Source organism: Streptomyces sp. NPDC102441 (assembly GCF_044765585.1).
Classification (GTDB): domain Bacteria; phylum Actinomycetota; class Actinomycetes; order Streptomycetales; family Streptomycetaceae; genus Streptomyces.
In genome coordinates this window covers 57,322-78,053 of sequence record NZ_JBIWKH010000027.1, presented here as the reverse complement: position 1 = coordinate 78,053, position 20,732 = coordinate 57,322, and the positions used below count along the sequence as shown (strand labels likewise).

Here is a 20,732-nt window from a genome sequence, read left to right as displayed (position 1 = left end):
GACTACTTGCCGGCGGCCGCCATGGCCGCTCCGACGATGCCCGCGTTGTTCTGGAGCTCGGCAGGGACGATCTCGGCCCGTACGTGTTCGATGAGCGGCAGGAACTTCTCCGCCTTACGGCTGACTCCCCCGCCGATGATGAAGAGCTCGGGCGAGAACAGCATCTCCACGTGGACCAGGTATTTCTGCACCCGGTGCGCCCAGTGGTGCCAGCTCAGGTCCTCGTCCTCCTTGGCTTTCGTGGAGGCGCGCTTCTCCGCGTCGTGGCCGTGCAGCTCCAGGTGGCCGAGCTCCGTGTTGGGGACCAGCTGCCCGTCGGTGAAGAGGGCGCTGCCGATGCCCGTACCGAGCGTCAGCATGATCACCGTGCCCTTGCGGTCGCGGCCCGCGCCGAAGGTCATCTCGGCGATACCGGCCGCGTCGGCGTCGTTGAGGATCGTGACGGACTGCCCGACACGGTCGCTGAGCAGCTTCCTGGCGTCCGTGTCGACCCAGCCCTTGTCCACGTTTGCCGCGGTCCTGGTGGTGCCGCCTGTGACGACTCCGGGGAACGTGATGCCGACCGGCCCCTGCCAGTCGAAATGGCCGACGACCTCGGCCACACCGTCGGCCACGCTCTCAGGCGTGGCCGGGTGGGGTGTCAGTACCTTGTGGCGCTCCTGCGCCAGCTCTCCGCGGTCCAGGTCCACGGGCGCGCCCTTGATCCCCGAACCGCCGATGTCCACACCGAAGATCTCCATGAGATCCACGGTACGGGCAGGTGGCGAGGCGCACTCCCCGGACGGCTGATCCGGTGGGTGCGCCCGGGGCGCCCGCCCCGGGGGGCGGGCGCCCCGGCCTACTCCGCGGAGAGTGCGGCGGCCTCGGCGCGCAGGTCGCGCCGGAGCTCCTTGGGCAGCGAGAAGGTGATCGACTCGTCCGCGGTCTTCACCGTCTCCACGTCCGCGTAACCCCGCTCGCCCAGCCACTCCAGCACGCCGTCGACGAGGACGTCGGGCACCGAGGCGCCCGAGGTGAGTCCGACCGTGGTGACGCCCTCCAGCCATGCCTCGTCGATCTCGGCGGCGAAGTCCACCAGGTGGGCGGCGGGCGCGCCGGCGTCCAGGGCGACCTCGACCATGCGGATCGAGTTGGAGGAGTTTTTCGAGCCGACGACGATGACCAGCTCGGCGTCCTCGGCCAGCTTCTTCACCGCGATCTGCCGGTTCTGCGTGGCGTAGCAGATGTCGTCGCTCGGCGGGGAGAGAAGGTTCGGGAACTTCTGCTGGAGCGCGCCGACGGTCTCCATCGTCTCGTCGACGGAGAGCGTGGTCTGGGAGAGCCAGACGACCTTCGACTCGTCACGGACCTCGACGTTCGCCACGTCCTCGGGGCCGTCGACCAGCGTGATGTGGTCGGGCGCCTCGCCGCTCGTGCCGATGACTTCCTCGTGGCCCTCGTGGCCGATCAGGAGGATGTCGTAGTCCTCCTTGGCATAGCGGACGGCTTCCTTGTGGACCTTGGTGACCAGGGGGCAGGTCGCGTCGATCGTGGCGAGCTTGCGCTCGGCGGCCTCGGCGTGGACGGTCGGGGCGACCCCGTGCGCGGAGAACATCACGATGGAGCCCTCGGGCACCTCCGCGGTCACGTCGACGAAGATCGCGCCCTTCTTCTCAAGGGTCTGCACGACGTACTTGTTGTGCACGATCTCGTGACGGACGTAGACCGGGGCACCGTACTGTTCCAGTGCTTTCTCGACGGCGATCACGGCGCGGTCCACGCCCGCGCAGTAGCCACGGGGGGCTGCGAGCAGGACACGGCGGGCAGGAGAAGCAGTCATGGGTCCCATCGTAAGGCCGTACCGAACAGGCGCCGGGCCGGTGGGGTGGCGAGACTGATGCGTACGCAAACCAGCGACGGAGGCTTCATGTCGGGCAGCAGCGCGGAAGAGGGAAAGCTGCGACGCACACTCGGGTTCCGGGACCTGGTGGTCTACGGGCTGCTGTTCATCGCGCCGATGGCCCCGGTCGGAGTCTTCGGCACGCTGGACGCCAAGTCCGGCGGGGCCGTGGCGCTGGTGTATCTCGTGGCGACCGTGGTGATGGCCTTCACCGCGTTCAGCTACGCCCAGATGGTGCATGTGGCCCCGCTCGCCGGGTCGGTCTTCGCGTACGCCCGCAAGGGGCTCGGCGAGGGTCCGGGGTTCGTCGCCGGGTGGATGGCGATGCTCGACTACCTGCTCATCCCGGCCGTCGCCTATCTCTTCTCCGGGATCGCGATGAACGCGCTGGTCCCCGAGGTGTCGCGGTGGGTGTGGACGGCGATCGCGGTCGTCCTGACGACCCTGCTCAACCTCTGGGGCGTACGGGCGGCGGCGCGGGTCGGCTTCGCGGTGCTCGCCATGGAGATCGTGGTGCTGCTGGTGTTCGTGGTGTCGGCGGTGGTGGTGCTCGCCAGGGACGGGGCGCAGCGCGGCTGGCTGTCGCCGCTCACCGGGGACACCGGTTTCTCGATGAACGCGGTGCTGGGTGCGGTGTCCGTCGCGGTGCTGTCTTATCTGGGCTTCGACGCGATCGCCTCGTTCGCGGAGGAGGTGACGGGGGGTTCGGCGAAGGTGGCGCGTGCGGTGCTGTTCTGCCTGCTGCTCGCCGGGGCGCTGTTCGTGGCCCAGTCGTATCTGGCGGCCCTGCTCGAACCCGTGAGCTCGGCGGAGCTGGCCGCGGATCCGGTGAAGCAGGGGTCCGCCTTCTACGACGCGGTGGACGCCTCGGTCGGGACCTGGCTGCACGACCTGGTGGCCGTGAGCAAGGCGATCGGTGCGGCCTTCGCGGCGCTGGCCGGGCAGGCGGCGGCCGGGCGGCTGGTGTTCGCGATGGGGCGGGAGGGGCGGCTGCCGTCGTTCCTGTCCCGGATCGACGGCCGGTCGGGGGTGCCGCGCGTCGCGATCGCGTGCGCCGCGGTCGTCACGCTGGTGGCGGCGGTGTGGGCGGCCAGGCGCGACGACGGCCTCGACCACCTGGTGTCGGTGGTGAACGTCGGTGCGCTCACCGCGTTCGTGCTGCTGCACGCGTCGGTGGTCGGCTGGTTCGCCGTGCGCCGGATGGAGGGCCCGCCCAGCTGGTGGCGCCATGTCGTGATGCCGGTGGTGGGCGCGGGCGTGCTGGTCGCGGTGATTCTGGAGGCGACGACGAGCGCCCAGCTGGTGGGGCTGTGCTGGCTGGGGATCGGGCTGGTGGTGCTCGCGGTGCAGTGGGGACGGCGGGCGGCCTAGGAAAACCCGGATTGTCGGCACCGGCCGATACGCTCGCCCGTATGGCTCTCACTACGTCCCCGGAAGCCCCGCTGCCCGTCGGCGACGTGTCACGGCTGATCGGCGGGTGGATCGACCGGCTCGGTGCGGTCTGGGTCGAGGGGCAGATCACCCAGCTGTCCCGCCGGCCCGGCGCCGGGGTGGTGTTCCTCACGCTGCGCGATCCGTCGCACGACATCTCGGTGAGCGTGACCTGTTTCCGGCAGGTCTTCGACCGGATCGCCGATGTGGTGACGGAGGGCGCGCGGGTGGTCGTCCTCGCCAAGCCCGAGTGGTACGCCCCGCGCGGGCAGCTGTCCCTGCGGGCCACGGAGATACGGCCGGTGGGCATCGGCGAGCTGCTGGTGCGGCTGGAGCAGCTGAAGAAGTCTCTGGCGGCCGAGGGGCTCTTCGCCCTGGACCGGAAGAAGCCGCTGCCTTTCCTGCCGCAGCTGATCGGACTGGTCTCGGGGCGGGCGTCGGCGGCGGAGCGCGATGTGCTGGAGAACGCCAGGCGGCGCTGGCCCGCGGTGCGTTTCGAGGTGCGCAACACCGCGGTGCAGGGAGTGCACGCGGTGAATCAGGTGGTCCAGGCGGTCCAGGAGCTCGACGGGCTGCCGGAGGTCGATGTGATCGTGGTCGCCCGTGGTGGCGGCAGCGTCGAGGACCTGCTGCCGTTCTCGGACGAGGCGCTGATCCGGGCGGTGGCCGCGTGCCGCACGCCGGTGGTCTCCGCCATCGGGCACGAACCGGACTCGCCCCTGCTCGACCTGGTCGCCGATCTGCGGGCGTCGACGCCGACGGACGCGGCGAAGAAGATCGTGCCGGACGTCGGTGAGGAGCTCGACCGTGTCCAGCAGCTCCGGGACCGTGCGCTGCGGACCGTGCGGGGGCTGATCGACCGGGAGGAGCGAGGGCTGGCGCATGCGCTGGGCAGGTCCTCCATGGAGCGGCCGCAGCGGATGGTGGACGAGCGGGAGGCGGAGGTCGAGGCGCTGGTGGGGCGGAGCCGCAGGGTGCTCGGGCACCTGCTGGACCGTGCCGACTCGGAGCTCTCGCACACCCGGGCCCGGGTCGTGGCGCTGTCGCCCGCGGCGACGCTGGAGCGGGGATACGCCGTGCTGCAGCGGCCGGACGGTCATGTGGTGCGCGCCCCCGCGGACGCCGGGGCGCCGGGCGAGGAATTGCGGGCGCGGGTCTTCGAGGGCGAGTTCACCGTACGGGTCGCGGAGTGAGCGGAGTGAGGGGCCGGGTTTGTCGGACCCCGCGCATAGGGTGGTCGCCATGACGGACGACGGGACGACGACGGCTGCCGCGAAGGGCACGCTCGGGTACGAGCAGGCGCGGGACGAGCTGATCGAGGTCGTGCGCCGCCTGGAGGCGGGCGGCACGACGCTGGAGGAGTCGCTGGCCCTGTGGGAGCGCGGCGAGGAGCTGGCGAAGGTGTGCCGGCACTGGCTGGAGGGCGCGCGGGCCCGGCTGGACGCGGCGCTGGCACGCCCCGAGGAGCCCTCGGAGGCCGGCGGCGACACGGATTAGGGCGTCTCGCCCGGATCGTGCCGGGTTCGCTTCGAGGTGCTTGTGCGGTGGATCACTCCGGGACGGATTTAGTTGAAGTTTAATCTATCTCTCGGTTACGGTGGCCGTGCCGCTAGACCAGCACCCTCCGGAAGGTAACGCTCCAGATGTCCCTCGTTCTTGACCCCGCCGCCCAGGACCTCCTCTTCCGCGAGGCCCGCACTGCCAACACGTTCACCGACGAGCCGGTGACCGACGAGCAGGTCCAGGCGATCTACGACCTGGTCAAGTTCGGCCCCACGGCCTTCAACCAGTCGCCGCTGCGCGTCGTCCTGGTCCGCACGCCCGAGGGCCGCGAGCGTCTCGTGAAGCACATGGCCGAGGGCAACCGCCCGAAGACCACCACCGCCCCGCTGGTCGCGCTCCTCGTCGCGGACCACGAGTTCCACGAGGAACTCCCCGCGCTCCTGCCGCACTTCCCGCAGGTCAAGGACGCGTTCTTCTCCGAGCGCCCGGTCCGCGAGCAGTCGGCCTCGCTGAACGCCACGCTCCAGGCCGCCTACTTCATCATCGGCGTCCGCGCCGCCGGCCTGGCCGCCGGCCCGATGACCGGCTTCGACGCCGCGGGCATCGAGAAGGAGTTCCTGGACGGCGACCACAAGCTGCTCATGGCCGTCAACATCGGCAAGCCGGGCGAGGACGCCTGGTTCCCGCGCCTGCCGCGCCTGTCCTACGACGAGGTCATCACGACCGTCTGACCCCTTCCCCGGGGCGGCACACCTCCCGGAAGCAGCAGAGAGCCCCGCGACGCCGAGCGTCGCGGGGCTCTCGCAGTTCTTGCGGTTCTCGCGGCTCTCGGGGTTCTCGCGGTTCTCGCAGTTCTTGCGGCTCTCGCGGTTCTCGTCAGGAAGCGGCGGAAGCGGCGGGAGCGCCGGAGGCGTCGTCGGCGGGGGCCGCGGTCTTGAGCGCGGCAGCCATCTCCACCAGCCGGTCCGCGGGGGCCGAGCCGGTGACCACCGTCGTCACACCCTCGGCGTGCAGCACCAGCGCGTCGTACTTCGGCCCCTGCCAGACCTCCCAGGCCCGGCCCGAGACCTCGCGCGTGCGCCCGGTGTTCTCGGCGTCCTGGCTGACCTGGGGCACGTACTTCTTCGCCGGGGTCGTCGACTGCTCCACGGCCACGTACTTCTCGTCCGGGTCGAGGAAGCCGAGGTGCCAACCGGCGCCGTTGTGCCCCTCGTACGAGACGGAGGTCGGCTTCCAGTCGTCCGGCAGGCCGGCCGGGGCAGCCACCGGGTACGGCGCGGCGCGACGGGCCGTCGCGAGCTCGACCCGGTAGTCGACCGCCTTGATCGGGTCGGCCTTGTCGTCGTGCGGAATGAAGATGTAGACGACGCCCGCCACTGCGGTGATCACGAGCATCGACAGGATCATGTCCCGGACGGTCTGCTTGCCTCGCTTGCTTGCCACGGACTCAATGGTGGCATGGGCCGCCGGACGCCCAGGCAGCGGGCACCCGCTCATACGTGACCCGCTCTGCTCATTTTATCGACCTACCGATAGAGTCACAGCACCCTCTTTTCCGGTCGTCGTCGTACAGAAAGGTGCGCTCCGATGTCCGAGCATCATCTGCCGTCCCAGCTCGAGGTCTCCCCGGAGGCCCCCGACCGCAACCTGGCCCTGGAGCTGGTCCGGGTCACCGAGGCCGCAGCCATGGCCGCCGGGCGCTGGGTCGGCCGCGGCGACAAGATCGGCGCCGACGGCGCCGCAGTGAAAGCCATGCGCACGCTCGTCTCCACGGTGTCGATGAACGGCATCGTCGTCATCGGTGAGGGCGAGAAGGACGAAGCGCCCATGCTGTTCAACGGCGAGCGTGTCGGTGACGGCACCGGAGCCGAGGTCGACATCGCCGTCGACCCGATCGACGGCACCACGCTCAACGCCAAGGGCATGCCCAACGCCATCGCCGTCCTGGCCGCCGCGGACCGCGGCGCGATGTTCGACCCGTCCGCCGTCTTCTACATGGACAAGCTGGTCACCGGCCCCGAGGCCGCCGACTTCGTCGACATCAACGCACCCGTGTCCGTGAACATCCGGCGCGTCGCCAAGGCCAAGAACTCGACCCCGGAGGACGTCACCGTCGTCATCCTGGACCGTCCCCGGCACGAGAACGTCGTCAGGGAGATCCGGGAGACCGGCGCCCGGATCAAGTTCATCTCGGACGGCGATGTCGCCGGGTCGATCATGGCGGCCCGCGAGGGGACCGGCGTCGACCTGCTCATGGGCATCGGCGGCACCCCCGAGGGCATCATCTCGGCCTGCGCCATAAAGTGCCTCGGCGGTGTCATCCAGGGCAAGCTCTGGCCCAAGGACGAGGCCGAGCGGCAGCGGGCGCTGGACGCCGGACACGACCTGGACCGGGTCCTGTCGACGGACGACCTCGTCAGCGGGGACAACGTCTTCTTCGTCGCCACCGGGATCACCGACGGCGAACTCCTGCGCGGTGTGCGGTACCGCGCGGAGACCGCCAGCACGGAGTCCCTGGTGATGCGGTCCAAGTCGGGCACGATCCGCAGGATCGACTCGACGCACCGCCTGTCGAAGCTGCGCGCCTACAGCGCGATCGACTTCGACCGCGCCAAGTAGTCCCCGCGTACATGGTTGTGGGGGCGCCCGGCCGGGCGGCCCCACAACCATGTACGGGATCAGCCGGCTATGCGGCCCGCCGCGGCCGCTGCCTTGAGCTCCATCTCGCGCCTGCGGCGCCGGGCGAGCGCCACGCGGCGTTCGGCGGCGGTGAGACCGCCCCACACCCCGTAGGGCTCGGGCTGTACGAGCGCGTGCTCCCGGCACTCCACCATCACCGGACACCTCGCGCAGACCTGCTTCGCGGCCTCCTCACGGGCCAGCCGGGCAGCAGTCGGCTCCTTCGACGGGGCGAAGAACAGCCCGGCTTCGTCCCGGCGGCACACCGCCTCCGAGTGCCAGGGCCCCGCCTGGTCCTCCCGCGCGGGAGTGCGCTGGGACGGCACGGCGGCGACCTGCAGGGGCTGATGCGGCATGTGCAGCACGGTCCACTCCTGACGACGGCTTCGACTTCGTGAGCGAGAGGCGATGCAGCACTCCCTACCCGCTGTACGCACGCCTATGCACTGAGTGGCGCCGCCGTCCGGCCCCCAGAGCGCCACCACACCGCCCCCTGGCCGGAATTCGCCGTCGTCCGGCCACGCGGCCTCAGTGGCCGAGGTGCTTGCGCAACTGCTGGTGGAGGTTGGCGATGAGCTTGCCACGCTTGGGCTTCGCCTCGACGTTCCCGAACACGGAGTAGCCGTTCACGACGACCACCGGTGCTTCAGGGTCGGTGGATTCCAGTGTGTCGACTTCGAAATTGCCGAAAACGCCTGTCCCGCTGCCGCGCAGCGAGATGTTCTCGGGGACCTTGATCTCGACGCTGCCGAAGATGGACGTCGCGTTGATGACCGTCAGACGCTGGCCGAACAGCGCCTCGGTCAGGTCGATCTCCACACTCCCGAAGAGCGAGAAGGCGTTCGTGCGCCCGCCGACGCGCCAACGGCCCCTGCGGGTGGAGCTGCTGAAGACCGCCACCAGGTTCTCGGCGGGTCCGGTCGCCCCCTCCGGGCCGTAACCGTACGGCGAGGAGGCCGGCCGGGCCGCGCCGCCCACGGCCGGCAGGTCCTGGACCAGCGGTTCGAGTTCGCCGACGGTCTTCGCCCGGTAGACCAGGTCGACGCGCTCGGAGTGCTCGTCGGCGGTCAGCCGGCCCTCGGCCATGGCCTCCCGCAGGATGTCCGCGATCCGGTCGCGGTCCGCGTCGGAAGCGCGGATTCCGGCGGGCGCGGGACCGGCCGGAGCGACGGGGTGCTGGGGCTGCTTTTCGAGGTCCACCGGACCAGGGTACCCAAACGCGATAGATCGCGACCAGACCTCGCCCGGCCTTGCGCCCATTTCCGCCGGACCGGATCAAGCCTCCCGGGGTGAGCCTTACCTCACAGGCCCGGCGCGCCGGAGGCGTTCTACCCTGGTGGATGCGCTGCCCAAGGGTGGTCAGCTGCTGTCGCCGAGTGAGGAATGGCCGTAATGCCAGAGTTTGCGTACTCCGATCTGCTCCCCCTGGGAGAGGACACCACGCCGTACAGGCTGGTGACCGCCGACGGCGTCTCGACCTTCGAGGCCGACGGACGTACGTTCCTCAAGGTGGCTCCGGAGGCCCTGCGCACCCTCGCGGCCGAGGCCATGCACGACATCTCGCACTATCTGCGCCCCGCCCACCTGACGCAGCTGCGCCGCATCGTGGACGACCCCGAGGCCTCGTCCAACGACAAGTTCGTCGCGCTGGACCTCCTGAAGAACGCGAACATCGCCGCCGCGGGTGTCCTGCCGATGTGCCAGGACACCGGCACGGCGATCGTCATGGGCAAGCGCGGGCAGAACGTCCTCACCGAGGGCGGCGACGAGGAGGCCCTGTCGCACGGCATCTTCGACGCGTACACCAAGCTGAATCTGCGCTACTCGCAGATGGCCCCGCTGACCATGTGGGACGAGAAGAACACCGGCTCGAACCTCCCGGCGCAGATCGAGCTGTACGCCACCGACGGCGGCGCGTACAAGTTCCTCTTCATGGCGAAGGGCGGCGGCTCGGCCAACAAGTCGTTCCTCTACCAGGAGACCAAGGCGGTCCTCAACGAGGCCTCCATGATGAAGTTCCTCGAGGAGAAGATCCGTTCGCTGGGTACGGCTGCCTGCCCGCCCTACCACCTGGCGATCGTCGTCGGCGGCACGTCCGCCGAGTTCGCGCTCAAGACCGCGAAGTACGCCTCCGCGCACTACCTCGACGAGCTGCCCGCCGAGGGCTCCCCCACCGGCCACGGCTTCCGGGACAAGGAGCTGGAGGAGAAGGTCTTCGAGCTGACGCAGAAGATCGGCATCGGCGCCCAGTTCGGCGGCAAGTACTTCTGCCACGACGTGCGGGTCGTCCGTCTCCCCCGGCACGGCGCCTCACTGCCCGTCGCGATCGCCGTGTCCTGCTCGGCCGACCGCCAGGCGACCGCGAAGATCACCGCGGAGGGTGTGTTCCTGGAGCAGCTGGAGAAGGACCCGGCGCGCTTCCTGCCGGACACCACCGACGAGCACCTGGACGAGTCGGGCGTGGTGCAGATCGACCTGAACCAGCCGATGGACGACATCCTCGCCGAGCTGACCAAGTACCCGGTCAAGACCCGTCTCTCGCTGACCGGCCCGCTGGTCGTGGCACGCGACATCGCACACGCCAAGATCAAGGAGCGGCTCGACGCGGGCGAGGAGATGCCGCAGTACCTCAAGGACCACCCGGTGTACTACGCGGGCCCGGCGAAGACCCCGGAGGGCTACGCCTCCGGTTCCTTCGGCCCGACGACGGCCGGCCGCATGGACAGCTACGTCGCGCAGTTCCAGGCGGCGGGCGGCTCCAAGGTGATGCTCGCGAAGGGCAACCGGTCGAGGCAGGTCACGGACGCGTGCGACGCGCACGGCGGCTTCTACCTCGGCTCGATCGGCGGCCCCGCCGCGCGTCTCGCGCAGGACTGCATCAAGAAGGTCGAGGTCGTCGAGTACGAGGAGCTCGGCATGGAGGCGGTCTGGCGGATCGAGGTCGAGGACTTCCCCGCGTTCATCGTCGTCGACGACAAGGGCAACGACTTCTTCACGGAGCCCGCCCCCGCCCCGACCTTCACCAGCATCCCGGTCCGCGGCCCCGGCCTCGGCTGACCTCAGACCCGCCGAAGGGGCGCCACCGGCCACCGGTGGCGCCCCTTCGACATGCGCGGGGGCCGGTGGACGCGTGAACGTCGCGGCCCGGCGTGATCCGTCCGGCCCTCCGGGGCAGGAGTAGCCGGGAATACGGCGGGCGCGGACCGTGCTCGCTCCACCAGGAGGTAAGAACACCATGAGCGAACCGGCCGAGGACACGCGGTACCGCGTCGAGCACGACTCGATGGGCGAGGTGAAGGTGCCCGCCCACGCGAAGTGGCGGGCACAGACACAGCGCGCGGTGGAGAACTTCCCCATTTCCGGGCAACGGCTGGAACGGGCGCACATCGAGGCCCTGGCCCGGATCAAGGCCGCGGCCGCCAAGGTCAACGCCGAGCTGAAGGTGCTGGATCCGGACATCGCAGAAGCGATCCAGGAGGCCGCCGCGGAGGTGGTGGCGGGACGCTGGGACGAGCACTTCCCGATCGACGTGTTCCAGACAGGTTCCGGCACGTCATCCAACATGAACACCAACGAGGTCGTGGCAACGCTCGCCACGGAGCGGCTCGGGCGCGAGGTCCACCCCAACGACCACGTCAACGCCTCCCAGTCGTCGAACGACGTGTTCCCGTCGTCGATCCACATCGCCGCGACGGCGGCGGTCACCGCCGGCCTGATCCCGGCGCTCGAACACCTGGCCGCGTCGCTGGAGCGGAAATCAGCCGAATTCGCGGAGGTCGTGAAGTCGGGCCGTACGCATCTGATGGACGCCACCCCCGTCACCCTGGGTCAGGAGTTCGGCGGCTACGCGGCGCAGATCCGTCACGGCGTCGAGCGGCTGCACGCCTCGCTCCCCCGCCTCGCCGAACTCCCCCTGGGAGGTACGGCGGTGGGCACCGGCATCAACACCCCGCCCGGCTTCTCCGCAGCGGTCATCGCGGAGGTCGCCCGCACGACCGGGCTGCCGCTCACCGAGGCCAGGAACCACTTCGAGGCGCAGGGCGCCAGGGACGGACTGGTCGAGACGTCGGGCCAGCTCCGTACGATCGGCGTGTCACTCACCAAGATCTCCAACGATCTCCGCTGGATGGCCTCCGGGCCCCGCACCGGCCTCGCCGAGATCAATCTGCCCGATCTCCAGCCCGGGTCGTCGATCATGCCGGGGAAGGTCAATCCGGTCATCCCGGAGGCCGTTCTGATGGTCGCGGCCCAGGTCACGGGCAACGACGCCACGGTCGCCGCCGCCGGAGCGGCCGGCAACTTCGAGCTCAACGTCATGCTTCCGGTCATCGCGAAGAACCTGCTGGAGTCGGTGCGGCTGCTCACCAACGTCTCCCGGCTGCTCGCCGACCGCACGGTCGACGGCGTCACGGCGAATGTGGAGCGGGCGCGGCAGTACGCGGAGTCCTCGCCCTCGGTCGTGACCCCGCTGAACAAGTACATCGGCTACGAGCAGGCGGCGAAGGTCGCCAAGAAGTCCCTGGCCGACGGCACGACGATCCGGGAGACCGTGCTGGCCGGGGGGTACGTCGAGCGCGGTGACCTGACGCTGCAACAGCTCGACGAGGCCCTGGACGTGCTGCGTATGACCCGCCCCTGACGCGTTACGCACCGTGCCCGGCGGGCGCTTCTCTAAGATCTCTTCATGACAGCGGCGGAAGCGGGTACGGGAGCAGGCACCGGGGCGGGTGCGGGAGACGGTGTGCGCTGGTCGCCGGGGGACCGGATCCTCTGGCGCTACCGGGACAACGGGAGGCCGGGTGACGGCGGAGGTCACAGGGTCCACATCTGCCGGCCGGTCACCGTCGTCCAGGACACCGACGAACTGCTGGCGGTGTGGATGGCGTCCGGCACCGAGTGTGTGAGGCCGGTGCTCGCCGACGGCACCCATGTCCACGCCGAGCCGCTCGCCACCCGCTACACGCGTCCGCGCACGACGGTGCGCTCCCGGTGGTTCGGGTCGGGTGTGCTGAAGCTCGCCCGGCCGGGCGACCCCTGGTCGGTGTGGCTGTTCTGGGACCGCGGCTGGCTCTTCCGCAACTGGTACGTCAACCTCGAGGAGCCGCGCTCACGCTGGGCCGGCGGGGTCGATTCGCAGGACCACTTCCTCGACATCTCGGTGCGTCCCGACCGCAGCTGGGAGTGGCTCGACGAGGACGAGTTCGCACAGGCGCAGCGGGTCGGACTGATGGACGAGGCCACCGCCACGCGGGTACGTGAGGCGGGGCTGGCGGCCGTCGAGGTGATCCGGCGGTGGGGCACTCCGTTCAGCGACGGCTGGGAGCACTGGCGGCCCGACCCCCGGTGGCAGGTGCCCCCGCTGCCTGATGACTGGGACCGCACCCCCGCCCCCACGCCGTCGTGAGACCCTTGGTGCACCCCAGGGGGGCAAACGTAGGATCGCCCTCCATGAACCGTTCCGCCGGACCGACTCGCCACAACCGGCGTGACCGGTCAGGGGCCTGACCGACAGTCACCGCACGCAACGCATGAGCCGCACGGCCCACGGAGCCGGGTGGACCATGCGGACGCACGAACCACTACGAGGGGTGGAGACGTGTTCGCTGCCCGCTGCCCAGCCGCCGGAGGACCCCGTAGCGGTCACGCCGTCGGCCGTACGGTTTCGGCCCCTTTTCCGGGGGCATCCGGTGACAGCCGTTGTTCTCACCGCTCTTGCCGGGGCACAGTGGCGCCCCACAAGGTGATTGCCTCATACAACCGGCCCGGACGGACGGAATCCCACGCGTGACGGAGCACCCCACCTCCCACGAAGGCCGGCAGCCCCTCGCCGCCCGGCCGCAGGAACGCGCCCGGCCCCGGCAGGAGGAGGCCCCGCCGGGCGCCGCTGCCACCGCCGCGATCCCCGGCCCCTCCCCGGCGCCGCACCCCGCGAAGGGCGGCCCGCCGGTGAACGCCGGGCCGAACCCCGCGCCCGGCGCGGGCCCGGCCACACCTGTCGCCGACACCCAGACGCTCAGCCGCCGCGAAGGTGACCGGCTGCGTTTCGTCGGCGCGGCGACCCGCCGGATCGCGCGGGGCATAGACCTGGACGAGATCGTGCTGGGCCTGTGCCGGGCGAGCGTGCCCACGTTCTCCGACGCCATACTCGTCTACCTCCGCGACCCGCTCCCGGTGGGCGACGAGCGGCCGGTCAACCCCTTCGTGCTGCGACTGCGGCGTACGGACAGGCTGCGGCTGACCGACGAGGAGAGCGACGGGCCGGAGGGCGAGCGGCTCCGGCTGTCCGTCACCGACCCGCAGGCCGGGATGCTGCCCGCCGCCGACCTGTGCGAGATCCGGGCGGGCGGCGCGCTCGCCGAGGTGCTGCGCGGGGTGCGGCCCGTCTTCGGGGACTCCGCCGCCGCCCGCGTCGCCCTGCCCGAGCTGCTGGGGGCCGGCCGGACCGTGCCGACCGGGCACCGCGCGATCCTCGCCCCGCTGCGGGGCCGTCGCCGGGTGATCGGTGCCGCTGTCTTCCTGCGCGGCACGGACCGCCCGCCCTTCGAGGCTGACGACCTCCTGGTCGCGGCCCAGCTGGCCACGCACACCGCGCTCGGCATCGACAAGGCCGTGCTGTACGGCCGCGAGGCGTACATCGCAGACGAGCTCCAGCGCACGATGCTGCCCGACTCGCTGCCGCAGCCCACGGGCGTGCGCCTGGCATCGCGCTACCTCCCGGCCGCCGAGACGGCCCGGGTCGGCGGCGACTGGTACGACGCGATCCCGCTGCCCGGCAGCAGGGTCGCCCTGGTCGTCGGTGACGTGATGGGGCACTCCATGACGTCGGCGGCGATCATGGGCCAGCTGCGCACCACGGCACAGACCCTGGCCGGCCTCGACCTGCCTCCGCAGGAGGTCCTGCACCACCTGGACGAGCAGGCGCAGCGGCTCGGCAGCGACCGCATGGCGACCTGCCTGTACGCGGTGTACGACCCCGTCGCCCACCGCATCACCATCGCCAACGCCGGCCACCCGCCGCCCGTCCTGCTCCACCTGGGCGGCCGGGCCGAGGTGCTGCGGGTTCCGCCGGGCGCGCCGATCGGTGTCGGCGGGGTCGATTTCGAGGCGGTCGAGCTGGACGCCCCCGCCGGGGCGACGCTCCTGCTGTACACGGACGGCCTGGTGGAGTCCCGGATGCGGGACGTCTGGACGGGCATCGAGATCCTGCGGGAGCGGCTCGCCGCCACCGCCCAGCTGACCGGCCCGGACCATTCGCCGCCGCTGGAGGCGCTCTGCGACGACGTGCTGGACATGCTCGGCCCCGGCGACCGGGACGACGACATCGCCCTGCTGGCGGCACGGTTCGACGGCATCGCGCCGAGTGATGTCGCGTACTGGTTCCTGGAACCGGAGGACGCGGCGCCCGGCCGGGCCCGCAGGCTGGCCCGCAGGGCGCTGAGCCGGTGGGGTCTTGACGACCTCTCGGACGAGGTGGAACTGCTGGTCAGCGAGGTGGTGACCAATGCGGTGCGCTATGCGGAGCGGCCGGTGACCCTGCGGCTGCTGCGTACGGACATCCTGCGCTGCGAGGTCGGCGACGACTCCCCGCAGCTGCCCCGGCAGCGGCGTGCCCGGGAGACGGACGAGGGCGGACGCGGGCTGTTCCTGGTCAACCGGCTGGCCAGGCGATGGGGGGCGACCCGGCTCTCCACGGGCAAAGTCGTCTGGTTCGAGATGGCCACTCCTGGTCCGTAACACCTTGTCCTGATTCGGGCCCATCGCAGATGTTGCCGACCTCCCGTCGGCGGAGTTGACTTCAGGCGTGAACGAAGCGACCTGACCGATACCCCCACCCGACGGGAGGACGCTCGTGACCGAGGAAGCCCAGAAGGTTCCGTACACCACGAACAATGCCGGGATCCCGGTGGAGAGCGACGAACACTCGCTCACCGTCGGATCGGACGGCCCGGTCCTGCTCCAGGACCACTACCTCATCGAGAAGATGGCCCAGTTCAACCGTGAACGGGTCCCGGAACGCGTGGTCCACGCCAAGGGCAGCGGTGCCTACGGCACCTTCGAAGTGACGAACGACGTCAGCCAGTTCACCAAGGCGGACCTCTTCCAGCCGGGCAAGCGCACCGAGATGCTCGCCCGCTTCTCCACGGTCGCCGGTGAGCAGGGGTCCCCCGACACCTGGCGCGACCCCCGCGGATTCGCACTGAAGTTCTATACGGAACACGGCAACTACGACATGGTCGGCAACAACACGCCGGTCTTCTTCGTACGCGACCCGATGAAGTTCCAGGACTTCATCCGTTCCCAGAAGCGCCGCCCGGACAACGGGGTGCGCGACCACGACATGCAGTGGGACTTCTGGACCCTGTCCCCCGAGTCGGCCCACCAGGTCACCTGGCTGATGGGTGACCGGGGCATCCCGAAGACCTACCGCAACATGAACGGCTACAGCTCCCACACCTATATGTGGGTGAACGCGGGCGGTGAGCGGTTCTGGGTGAAGTACCACTTCAAGACCGACCAGGGCATCGACTTCTACACCCAGGACGACGCCGACGCCATGGCGGGGACCGACGGTGACGTCCACCGCCGCGACCTCTTCGAGTCGATCGAGCGCCGCGACTTCCCGAGCTGGACCCTGAAGGTCCAGATCATGCCCTTCGACGACGCGCCGGACTACCGGTTCAACCCGTTCGACCTGACCAAGGTGTGGCCGCAGGGCGACTACCCGCTGATCGAGGTCGGCCGGATGACGCTGAACAGGAATCCGGAGGACTTCTTCGTCCACATCGAGCAGGCCGCGTTCGAACCGTCGAACATGGTGCCCGGCATCGGTCCGTCACCCGACAAGATGCTGCTCGGCCGGCTCTTCTCGTACCCGGACACCCACCGGTACAGGATCGGCCCGAACTATCTGCAGCTGCCGCCGAACCGGCCGCATTCACCCGTCCACTCGTACGCGAAGGACGGGCCCATGCGCTACGAGCCGTCGCGCACCGGGGCGGTCTACGCGCCGAACTCGTACGGCGGGCCCGCGGCGGACACCGGGCGCTTCGGCGACCCGGCCGGCTGGGCCACGTCGGGCGAGATGGTCCACGAGGCGTACAAGCTGCGCAGCGCGGACGACGACTGGGGACAGCCCGGCACCATGGTGCGCGAGGTGCTGGACGACGCGGCGCGCGAGCGGCTCGTCCGCAACATCTCCGGGCATCTGCTGGACGGCGTGAGCAAGCCGGTCCTGGCACGTGCGCTGCAGTACTGGCGCAACGTGGACGAGGGCATCGGTGACCGCGTCGCCACGAGGGTCAACGGCGGCTGACGGCGGACGTGCGTGAGGGGCGGGTGCCCGGCCGGCACCCGCCCCTCACGCGTCGCTACTGCCCCAGCAGGTTGCCGTTGCCGGGCCGCTCGCCCGGCGGCTGGTCCCCGTCCTCGGGGTCCTCCGTCTCGCTCGGTGACTCGCTCGGCGTCCCGGGGGCCGTCTCGCTCGGCGTCTCGGCCGGCGGTGACTCCTCGCTGGGTGACTCGCTCGGCGACTCGGTGGGCGTCTCGGGCTCCTCGGACGGGGTCTCCGAAGGCTCCTCGGTCTCGGACGGGGTGGTCGAGGGGCTCTCGGTCACCTGTGTGTCACCGCGCTCCACGCCCTCCAGGTCGAAGGCGGCGTCGGAGCCGCCGCCCAACGCGTCGAGGGTGTAGTCCGCCCAGATCTTGGCGGGGAACCCGCCGCCGTTGGCCCGGCCGGAGTTGGCCGTGCCGGTGAGGCTGACCTGGCCGCCGCCATCGCCGGTGGACTCGCCGAACAGCGCCACGGCGGTGGTGAGCTCCGGGGTGTAGCCGGCGAACCACGCCGCCTTGTTGTTCTCCGACGTACCCGTCTTGCCCGCGGCGTCGTAGGCGGAGGTGTTGGCCTCGCGGCCGGAGCCGACGTCGACGACCTCGGTCAGCGCCTTCGTCACGGTGTCGGCGGACGCCCGGCTGATCACCTGGCCGCCCACACCGTCGACGGGCTCCATGGCGTGGTCGCGGTGCTCGGCGGACTTGACGATGGTCGGGGTGACCTTCTTGCCGTGGTTGTCGAGCGTGGCGTAGACCCCGGCCATGTCCCAGGTCGAGGCGTTCATGGTGCCCAGCGTGATCGCGGGGCGCTCGGGGAAGTTCTTGTCCGGTACGCCCAGGTCGAGCGCGGTCCTCTTCACGGCGCTCGGGGTGACGTCGACGACCATCTGCGCGAAGACGGCGTTGATCGACTTGTCCATCGCCGTCTGGACGGTCGGACTGTCGTAGCTGATGTCGTCCTCGTTCTGCGGGGCGAACGGGGTGTCGCTGCCGACGACCGGGCGCTTGCTGGTGCCGTCGTAGACCGTGTTCAGGCCGATCAGGTCGCCGTCCTGCGTCGCCGACTCGTTCTCCAGCGCGGAGGCGAGGACCAGCGGCTTGAAGGTGGAGGCCGGCTGGTAGTCCTGGCGGGTGGCGTTGTTGTACCAGTGCTCGGTGGCGCCGACACCGCCGTACAGCGCGACGACCTTGCCGGTCTTCGGGTCCACCGAGGTCGCTCCGGCCTGGACGGTCGCGTCGACCTTGCTGTCCTTGCGGTCGAGCTGGTTCTCCAGCTGGTCGGCGACAGACTTCTCGAGCTGCTTCTGCTTCTTCTTGTCGACGTTGAGGGTGATCGTCCAGCCGCCGGCGTCCAGCTCCTCCTCGGTGACGCCCTGCCGCTTCATCTCGTCGTTCGCGGCCTCGACGAGGTAGCCGGTCTGGCCCTCCATGCCGGGGGCGGCCTTGGGCGAGTCGGGGACGGGGAAGGTCAGCTTGTCCCGCTCGGCCTTGTCGAGCCAGCCCTCGTCGACCATGTTGTTCAGCGTGTAGGCCCAGCGCTCCTTGACGAGCTTCTTGCCGGTGGGGGTGGCGTTCGCCCAGTCGTACTGGCTCGGGGCCTGGAGCAGGGACGCGAGATAGGCGCCCTGGGCGGTGTCGAGATCCTTGGCGTCGACGCCGTAGTACGCCTGTGCCGCCGCCTGGATGCCGCTCGCGCCGCGTCCGTAGTAGACCGTGTTGAGGTACCCGGCGAGGATGTCGTTCTTCTTCATGCGCTGGTCGACCTTGAGCGAGATCACCAGCTCCTTGAGCTTGCGGGTGACCGTCTGGTCCTGCGTGAGGAAGTAGTTCTTGACGTACTGCTGGGTGATCGTGGAGCCACCCTGCTTGCCCTTGCCGGAGACCGTGTTGAGCAGGCCCCGCGCGGTGCCCTTGAGGTCGACGCCCTGGTCCCGGTAGAAGGACTTGTTCTCGGCGGCGACGAACGAGTGCTGGACCGCCTTGGGCACCACGTTCAGGTCGACTATCTCCCGGTTGACCTCGGAGTTGCTCCGGGCCAGGAGTGTGCCGTCGCTGTACTTGTAGACGTTGCTCTGCTTCTGGGCCTGGGCGTTGGCCTCCGGCACGTCGACGTACACATAGAGGGCCGCGAAGGCTCCCATCCCGAGCAGGCAGAGCCCGAAGAAGGTGCCCAGGATCTTCCGCCAGGTGAAGAGCCGGCGTATGCCGCCACTCCTGGCGGCCCGCGCTCCCCGCCCCTGGGCTCGTCGCGCATCCGCTCGACCCATCGCTGTGGTGCTCCTGTTCTTCTGCTCGTACCGCTCCGGTCAGACCTGCCAGCTAACACTGAAAGCCTGGACAAATGACAAGCGATCCGGCCTTTTCCGGACGTGAGAATCAGCACCCGCTCTTGCAGGAACCGACTCCCGAAGGGTGCACAAGGTTGCGAAGCGCGTTAATGTGTAATCACATTGCTAGCGCGGCGCTATGCCGCCCGAAACGGGGGACCCATGTCCGCACCACACGACCTTCCCGGCACCACCGGCTCCGGCGCCGACCTGTCGCCGGACGCACCCGAGATGCCCGCGCCCCAGGTCAGGGAGACGACCGCCCACTCCATCCCCGGCGGCCTCGGCCTGCTGCTGACCGTTTTCGGGGTGTTCCTCGGGGTGGCCCTGGCCATCATCGGCGGCGTCCTCGGCTCCGACGGCCACAACGGCGCCGGCATCCCGCTCTTCGTCCTCGGGCTGCTCCTGGCCGTCGCCTCGTTCTTCTGCATGAGCGGTGTGAAGATGGTCGCTCCGGGCGAGGCCCGGGTCATCCAGCTCTTCGGCCGCTACGTCGGCACGATCCGCGCGGACGGTCTGCGCTGGATCAACCCGCTGACGTCCAGCCGCAAGATCTCCACCCGGGTCCGCAACCACGAGACGGCCGTCCTGAAGGTCAACGACGCCTACGGCAACCCGATCGAGCTCGCGGCGATCGTCGTCTGGAAGGTCGAGGACACCGCCCAGGCGCTCTTCGAGGTCGACGACTTCCTGGAGTTCGTCGCCACCCAGACCGAGGCGGCCGTCCGGCACATCGCGATCGAGTACCCGTACGACGCCCACGAGGAGGGCGGGCTCTCCCTGCGGGGCAACGCCGAGGAGATCACCGAGAAGCTCGCGGTGGAACTCACCGCGCGGGTACAGGCGGCGGGCGTCCTCATCATCGAGTCCCGCTTCAGCCACCTCGCGTACGCCCCCGAGATCGCCTCGGCGATGCTCCAGCGGCAGCAGGCGGGCGCGGTCGTCGCGGCGCGCCAGCAGATCGTCGAGGGCGCGGTGGGCATGGTCGAGATGGCGCTGACCCGGATCGCGGAGCAGGACATCGTCGAGCTGGACTCCGAGCGGAAGGCGGCGATGGTCAGCAACCTGATGGTGGTGCTGTGCGGTGACCGCGCGGCGCAGCCGGTCCTGAACACGGGCACGCTCTACCAGTGACGGACGACGCGGCCCCTCCCCCCGGCCGGGCGGCCCGGCGCGGCCCCGCCCGCAAGCAGATGCTGCTGCGGCTCGACCCCGCGGTGCACGACGCGCTGGCCCGCTGGGCCTCGGACGAGCTCCGCAGCGCGAACGCGCAGATCGAGTTCCTGCTCCGGCGGGCGCTGGCGGAGGCGGGCCGGCTCCCGGGCACCGCGGGCCCGATCCCCCGCCGGGGCCGGCCCCCGACGACCCCGCCGCCGGATCGGCCCGACCCGGCGGAGTGACCCCGGTCAGGGCGCCCCGCACCACCCGGTCCGGGCCCGCACATTCAAGCCCCGCCGGCGATTGAGGCGCGGCGGGGGCCCGGGGGCGGAGCTCCTGACCGCGGGCCACGCCCACAGGGCCCCGCTCCCACACCCAGGCCCCCCTATACACGCCAGGTATACACACCGTGTACAGTGCGGGCC

General features: G+C 70.4%; 18 protein-coding genes. 12 read left to right on the top strand and 6 right to left on the bottom strand.

Annotation, left to right across the window (positions count from 1 at the left end; all coding sequences use genetic code 11):
- Nucleotides 1–2: 2 nt before the first annotated feature.
- Nucleotides 3–740 carry a polyphosphate--glucose phosphotransferase gene (gene ppgK, locus ACIREO_RS38635; RefSeq protein ID WP_404119467.1) on the bottom strand — a complete coding sequence of 246 codons (738 nt, stop codon included), beginning with the start codon at nucleotides 738–740 and terminating at the stop codon, nucleotides 3–5.
- Between the two features lie 98 nt (nucleotides 741–838).
- The gene (locus tag ACIREO_RS38630) at nucleotides 839–1,828 is read right to left on the bottom strand and encodes a 4-hydroxy-3-methylbut-2-enyl diphosphate reductase (RefSeq protein WP_404119465.1); all 990 of its coding nucleotides are present in this window, start codon (nucleotides 1,826–1,828) and stop codon (nucleotides 839–841) included.
- A 78-nt stretch (nucleotides 1,829–1,906) separates the two neighbouring features.
- On the opposite strand from ACIREO_RS38630, the gene ACIREO_RS38625 reads away from it, so the two are divergent.
- From ACIREO_RS38625 to ACIREO_RS38610, 4 genes are all read left to right on the top strand, one after another.
- Nucleotides 1,907–3,250, top strand: coding sequence for an APC family permease (locus ACIREO_RS38625; RefSeq protein ID WP_404119463.1), 1,344 nt, complete (start codon nucleotides 1,907–1,909; stop codon nucleotides 3,248–3,250).
- A 41-nt stretch (nucleotides 3,251–3,291) separates the two neighbouring features.
- The gene (gene xseA, locus ACIREO_RS38620) at nucleotides 3,292–4,503 is read left to right on the top strand and encodes an exodeoxyribonuclease VII large subunit (protein ID WP_404119461.1); all 1,212 of its coding nucleotides are present in this window, start codon (nucleotides 3,292–3,294) and stop codon (nucleotides 4,501–4,503) included.
- A gap of 49 nt (nucleotides 4,504–4,552) precedes the next feature.
- The gene (locus ACIREO_RS38615; RefSeq protein ID WP_404119458.1) at nucleotides 4,553–4,807 is read left to right on the top strand and encodes an exodeoxyribonuclease VII small subunit; all 255 of its coding nucleotides are present in this window, start codon (nucleotides 4,553–4,555) and stop codon (nucleotides 4,805–4,807) included.
- Between the two features lie 146 nt (nucleotides 4,808–4,953).
- A complete protein-coding gene (locus ACIREO_RS38610) occupies nucleotides 4,954–5,544 on the top strand; it encodes a malonic semialdehyde reductase (protein WP_404119455.1) in 591 nt (196 codons plus the stop codon).
- A 145-nt stretch (nucleotides 5,545–5,689) separates the two neighbouring features.
- Here the strand turns inward: ACIREO_RS38610 and ACIREO_RS38605 are convergent, their stop codons facing one another.
- Entirely contained in the window at nucleotides 5,690–6,256 is a 567-nt protein-coding gene (locus ACIREO_RS38605) for a DUF4245 domain-containing protein (protein ID WP_404119453.1), read from the bottom strand.
- Between the two features lie 144 nt (nucleotides 6,257–6,400).
- On the opposite strand from ACIREO_RS38605, the gene glpX reads away from it, so the two are divergent.
- A complete protein-coding gene (gene glpX, locus ACIREO_RS38600) occupies nucleotides 6,401–7,432 on the top strand; it encodes a class II fructose-bisphosphatase (RefSeq protein ID WP_404119451.1) in 1,032 nt (343 codons plus the stop codon).
- 59 nt (nucleotides 7,433–7,491) lie between these two features.
- Here glpX and ACIREO_RS38595 read toward each other — a convergent pair whose 3' ends face one another.
- Together ACIREO_RS38595 and ACIREO_RS38590 are read right to left on the bottom strand one after the other, a co-directional pair.
- Entirely contained in the window at nucleotides 7,492–7,857 is a 366-nt protein-coding gene (locus ACIREO_RS38595) for a WhiB family transcriptional regulator (protein WP_404119449.1), read from the bottom strand.
- 163 nt (nucleotides 7,858–8,020) lie between these two features.
- Nucleotides 8,021–8,692 (bottom strand): DUF1707 domain-containing protein, encoded by a 672-nt coding sequence (locus ACIREO_RS38590; protein ID WP_404119446.1) that lies wholly within the window; start codon nucleotides 8,690–8,692, stop codon nucleotides 8,021–8,023.
- Between the two features lie 192 nt (nucleotides 8,693–8,884).
- On the opposite strand from ACIREO_RS38590, the gene ACIREO_RS38585 reads away from it, so the two are divergent.
- From ACIREO_RS38585 to ACIREO_RS38565, 5 genes are all read left to right on the top strand, one after another.
- Complete coding sequence (locus tag ACIREO_RS38585) at nucleotides 8,885–10,549, top strand: fumarate hydratase (RefSeq protein ID WP_404119444.1); 1,665 nt, start codon at nucleotides 8,885–8,887, stop codon at nucleotides 10,547–10,549.
- Between the two features lie 178 nt (nucleotides 10,550–10,727).
- Complete coding sequence (locus tag ACIREO_RS38580; protein WP_404119441.1) at nucleotides 10,728–12,131, top strand: class II fumarate hydratase; 1,404 nt, start codon at nucleotides 10,728–10,730, stop codon at nucleotides 12,129–12,131.
- A gap of 45 nt (nucleotides 12,132–12,176) precedes the next feature.
- The gene (locus ACIREO_RS38575) at nucleotides 12,177–12,896 is read left to right on the top strand and encodes a DUF402 domain-containing protein (protein WP_404119438.1); all 720 of its coding nucleotides are present in this window, start codon (nucleotides 12,177–12,179) and stop codon (nucleotides 12,894–12,896) included.
- A gap of 380 nt (nucleotides 12,897–13,276) precedes the next feature.
- Complete coding sequence (locus ACIREO_RS38570) at nucleotides 13,277–15,226, top strand: SpoIIE family protein phosphatase (protein ID WP_404119435.1); 1,950 nt, start codon at nucleotides 13,277–13,279, stop codon at nucleotides 15,224–15,226.
- Nucleotides 15,227–15,341: 115 nt separating this feature from the next.
- Nucleotides 15,342–16,805 (top strand): catalase, encoded by a 1,464-nt coding sequence (locus tag ACIREO_RS38565; RefSeq protein ID WP_404119432.1) that lies wholly within the window; start codon nucleotides 15,342–15,344, stop codon nucleotides 16,803–16,805.
- A 55-nt stretch (nucleotides 16,806–16,860) separates the two neighbouring features.
- Here ACIREO_RS38565 and ACIREO_RS38560 read toward each other — a convergent pair whose 3' ends face one another.
- On the bottom strand, nucleotides 16,861–19,089 hold the full coding sequence (locus ACIREO_RS38560; RefSeq protein WP_404119429.1) for a transglycosylase domain-containing protein: 2,229 nt from the start codon (nucleotides 19,087–19,089) through the stop codon (nucleotides 16,861–16,863).
- Nucleotides 19,090–19,311: 222 nt separating this feature from the next.
- On the opposite strand from ACIREO_RS38560, the gene ACIREO_RS38555 reads away from it, so the two are divergent.
- Together ACIREO_RS38555 and ACIREO_RS38550 are read left to right on the top strand one after the other, a co-directional pair.
- Nucleotides 19,312–20,283 carry an SPFH domain-containing protein gene (locus ACIREO_RS38555; RefSeq protein WP_404119427.1) on the top strand — a complete coding sequence of 324 codons (972 nt, stop codon included), beginning with the start codon at nucleotides 19,312–19,314 and terminating at the stop codon, nucleotides 20,281–20,283.
- Complete coding sequence (locus ACIREO_RS38550) at nucleotides 20,280–20,549, top strand: hypothetical protein (protein WP_404119424.1); 270 nt, start codon at nucleotides 20,280–20,282, stop codon at nucleotides 20,547–20,549. The genes ACIREO_RS38555 and ACIREO_RS38550 overlap by 4 nt, the downstream gene beginning before the upstream one ends.
- Nucleotides 20,550–20,732: the final 183 nt, after the last annotated feature.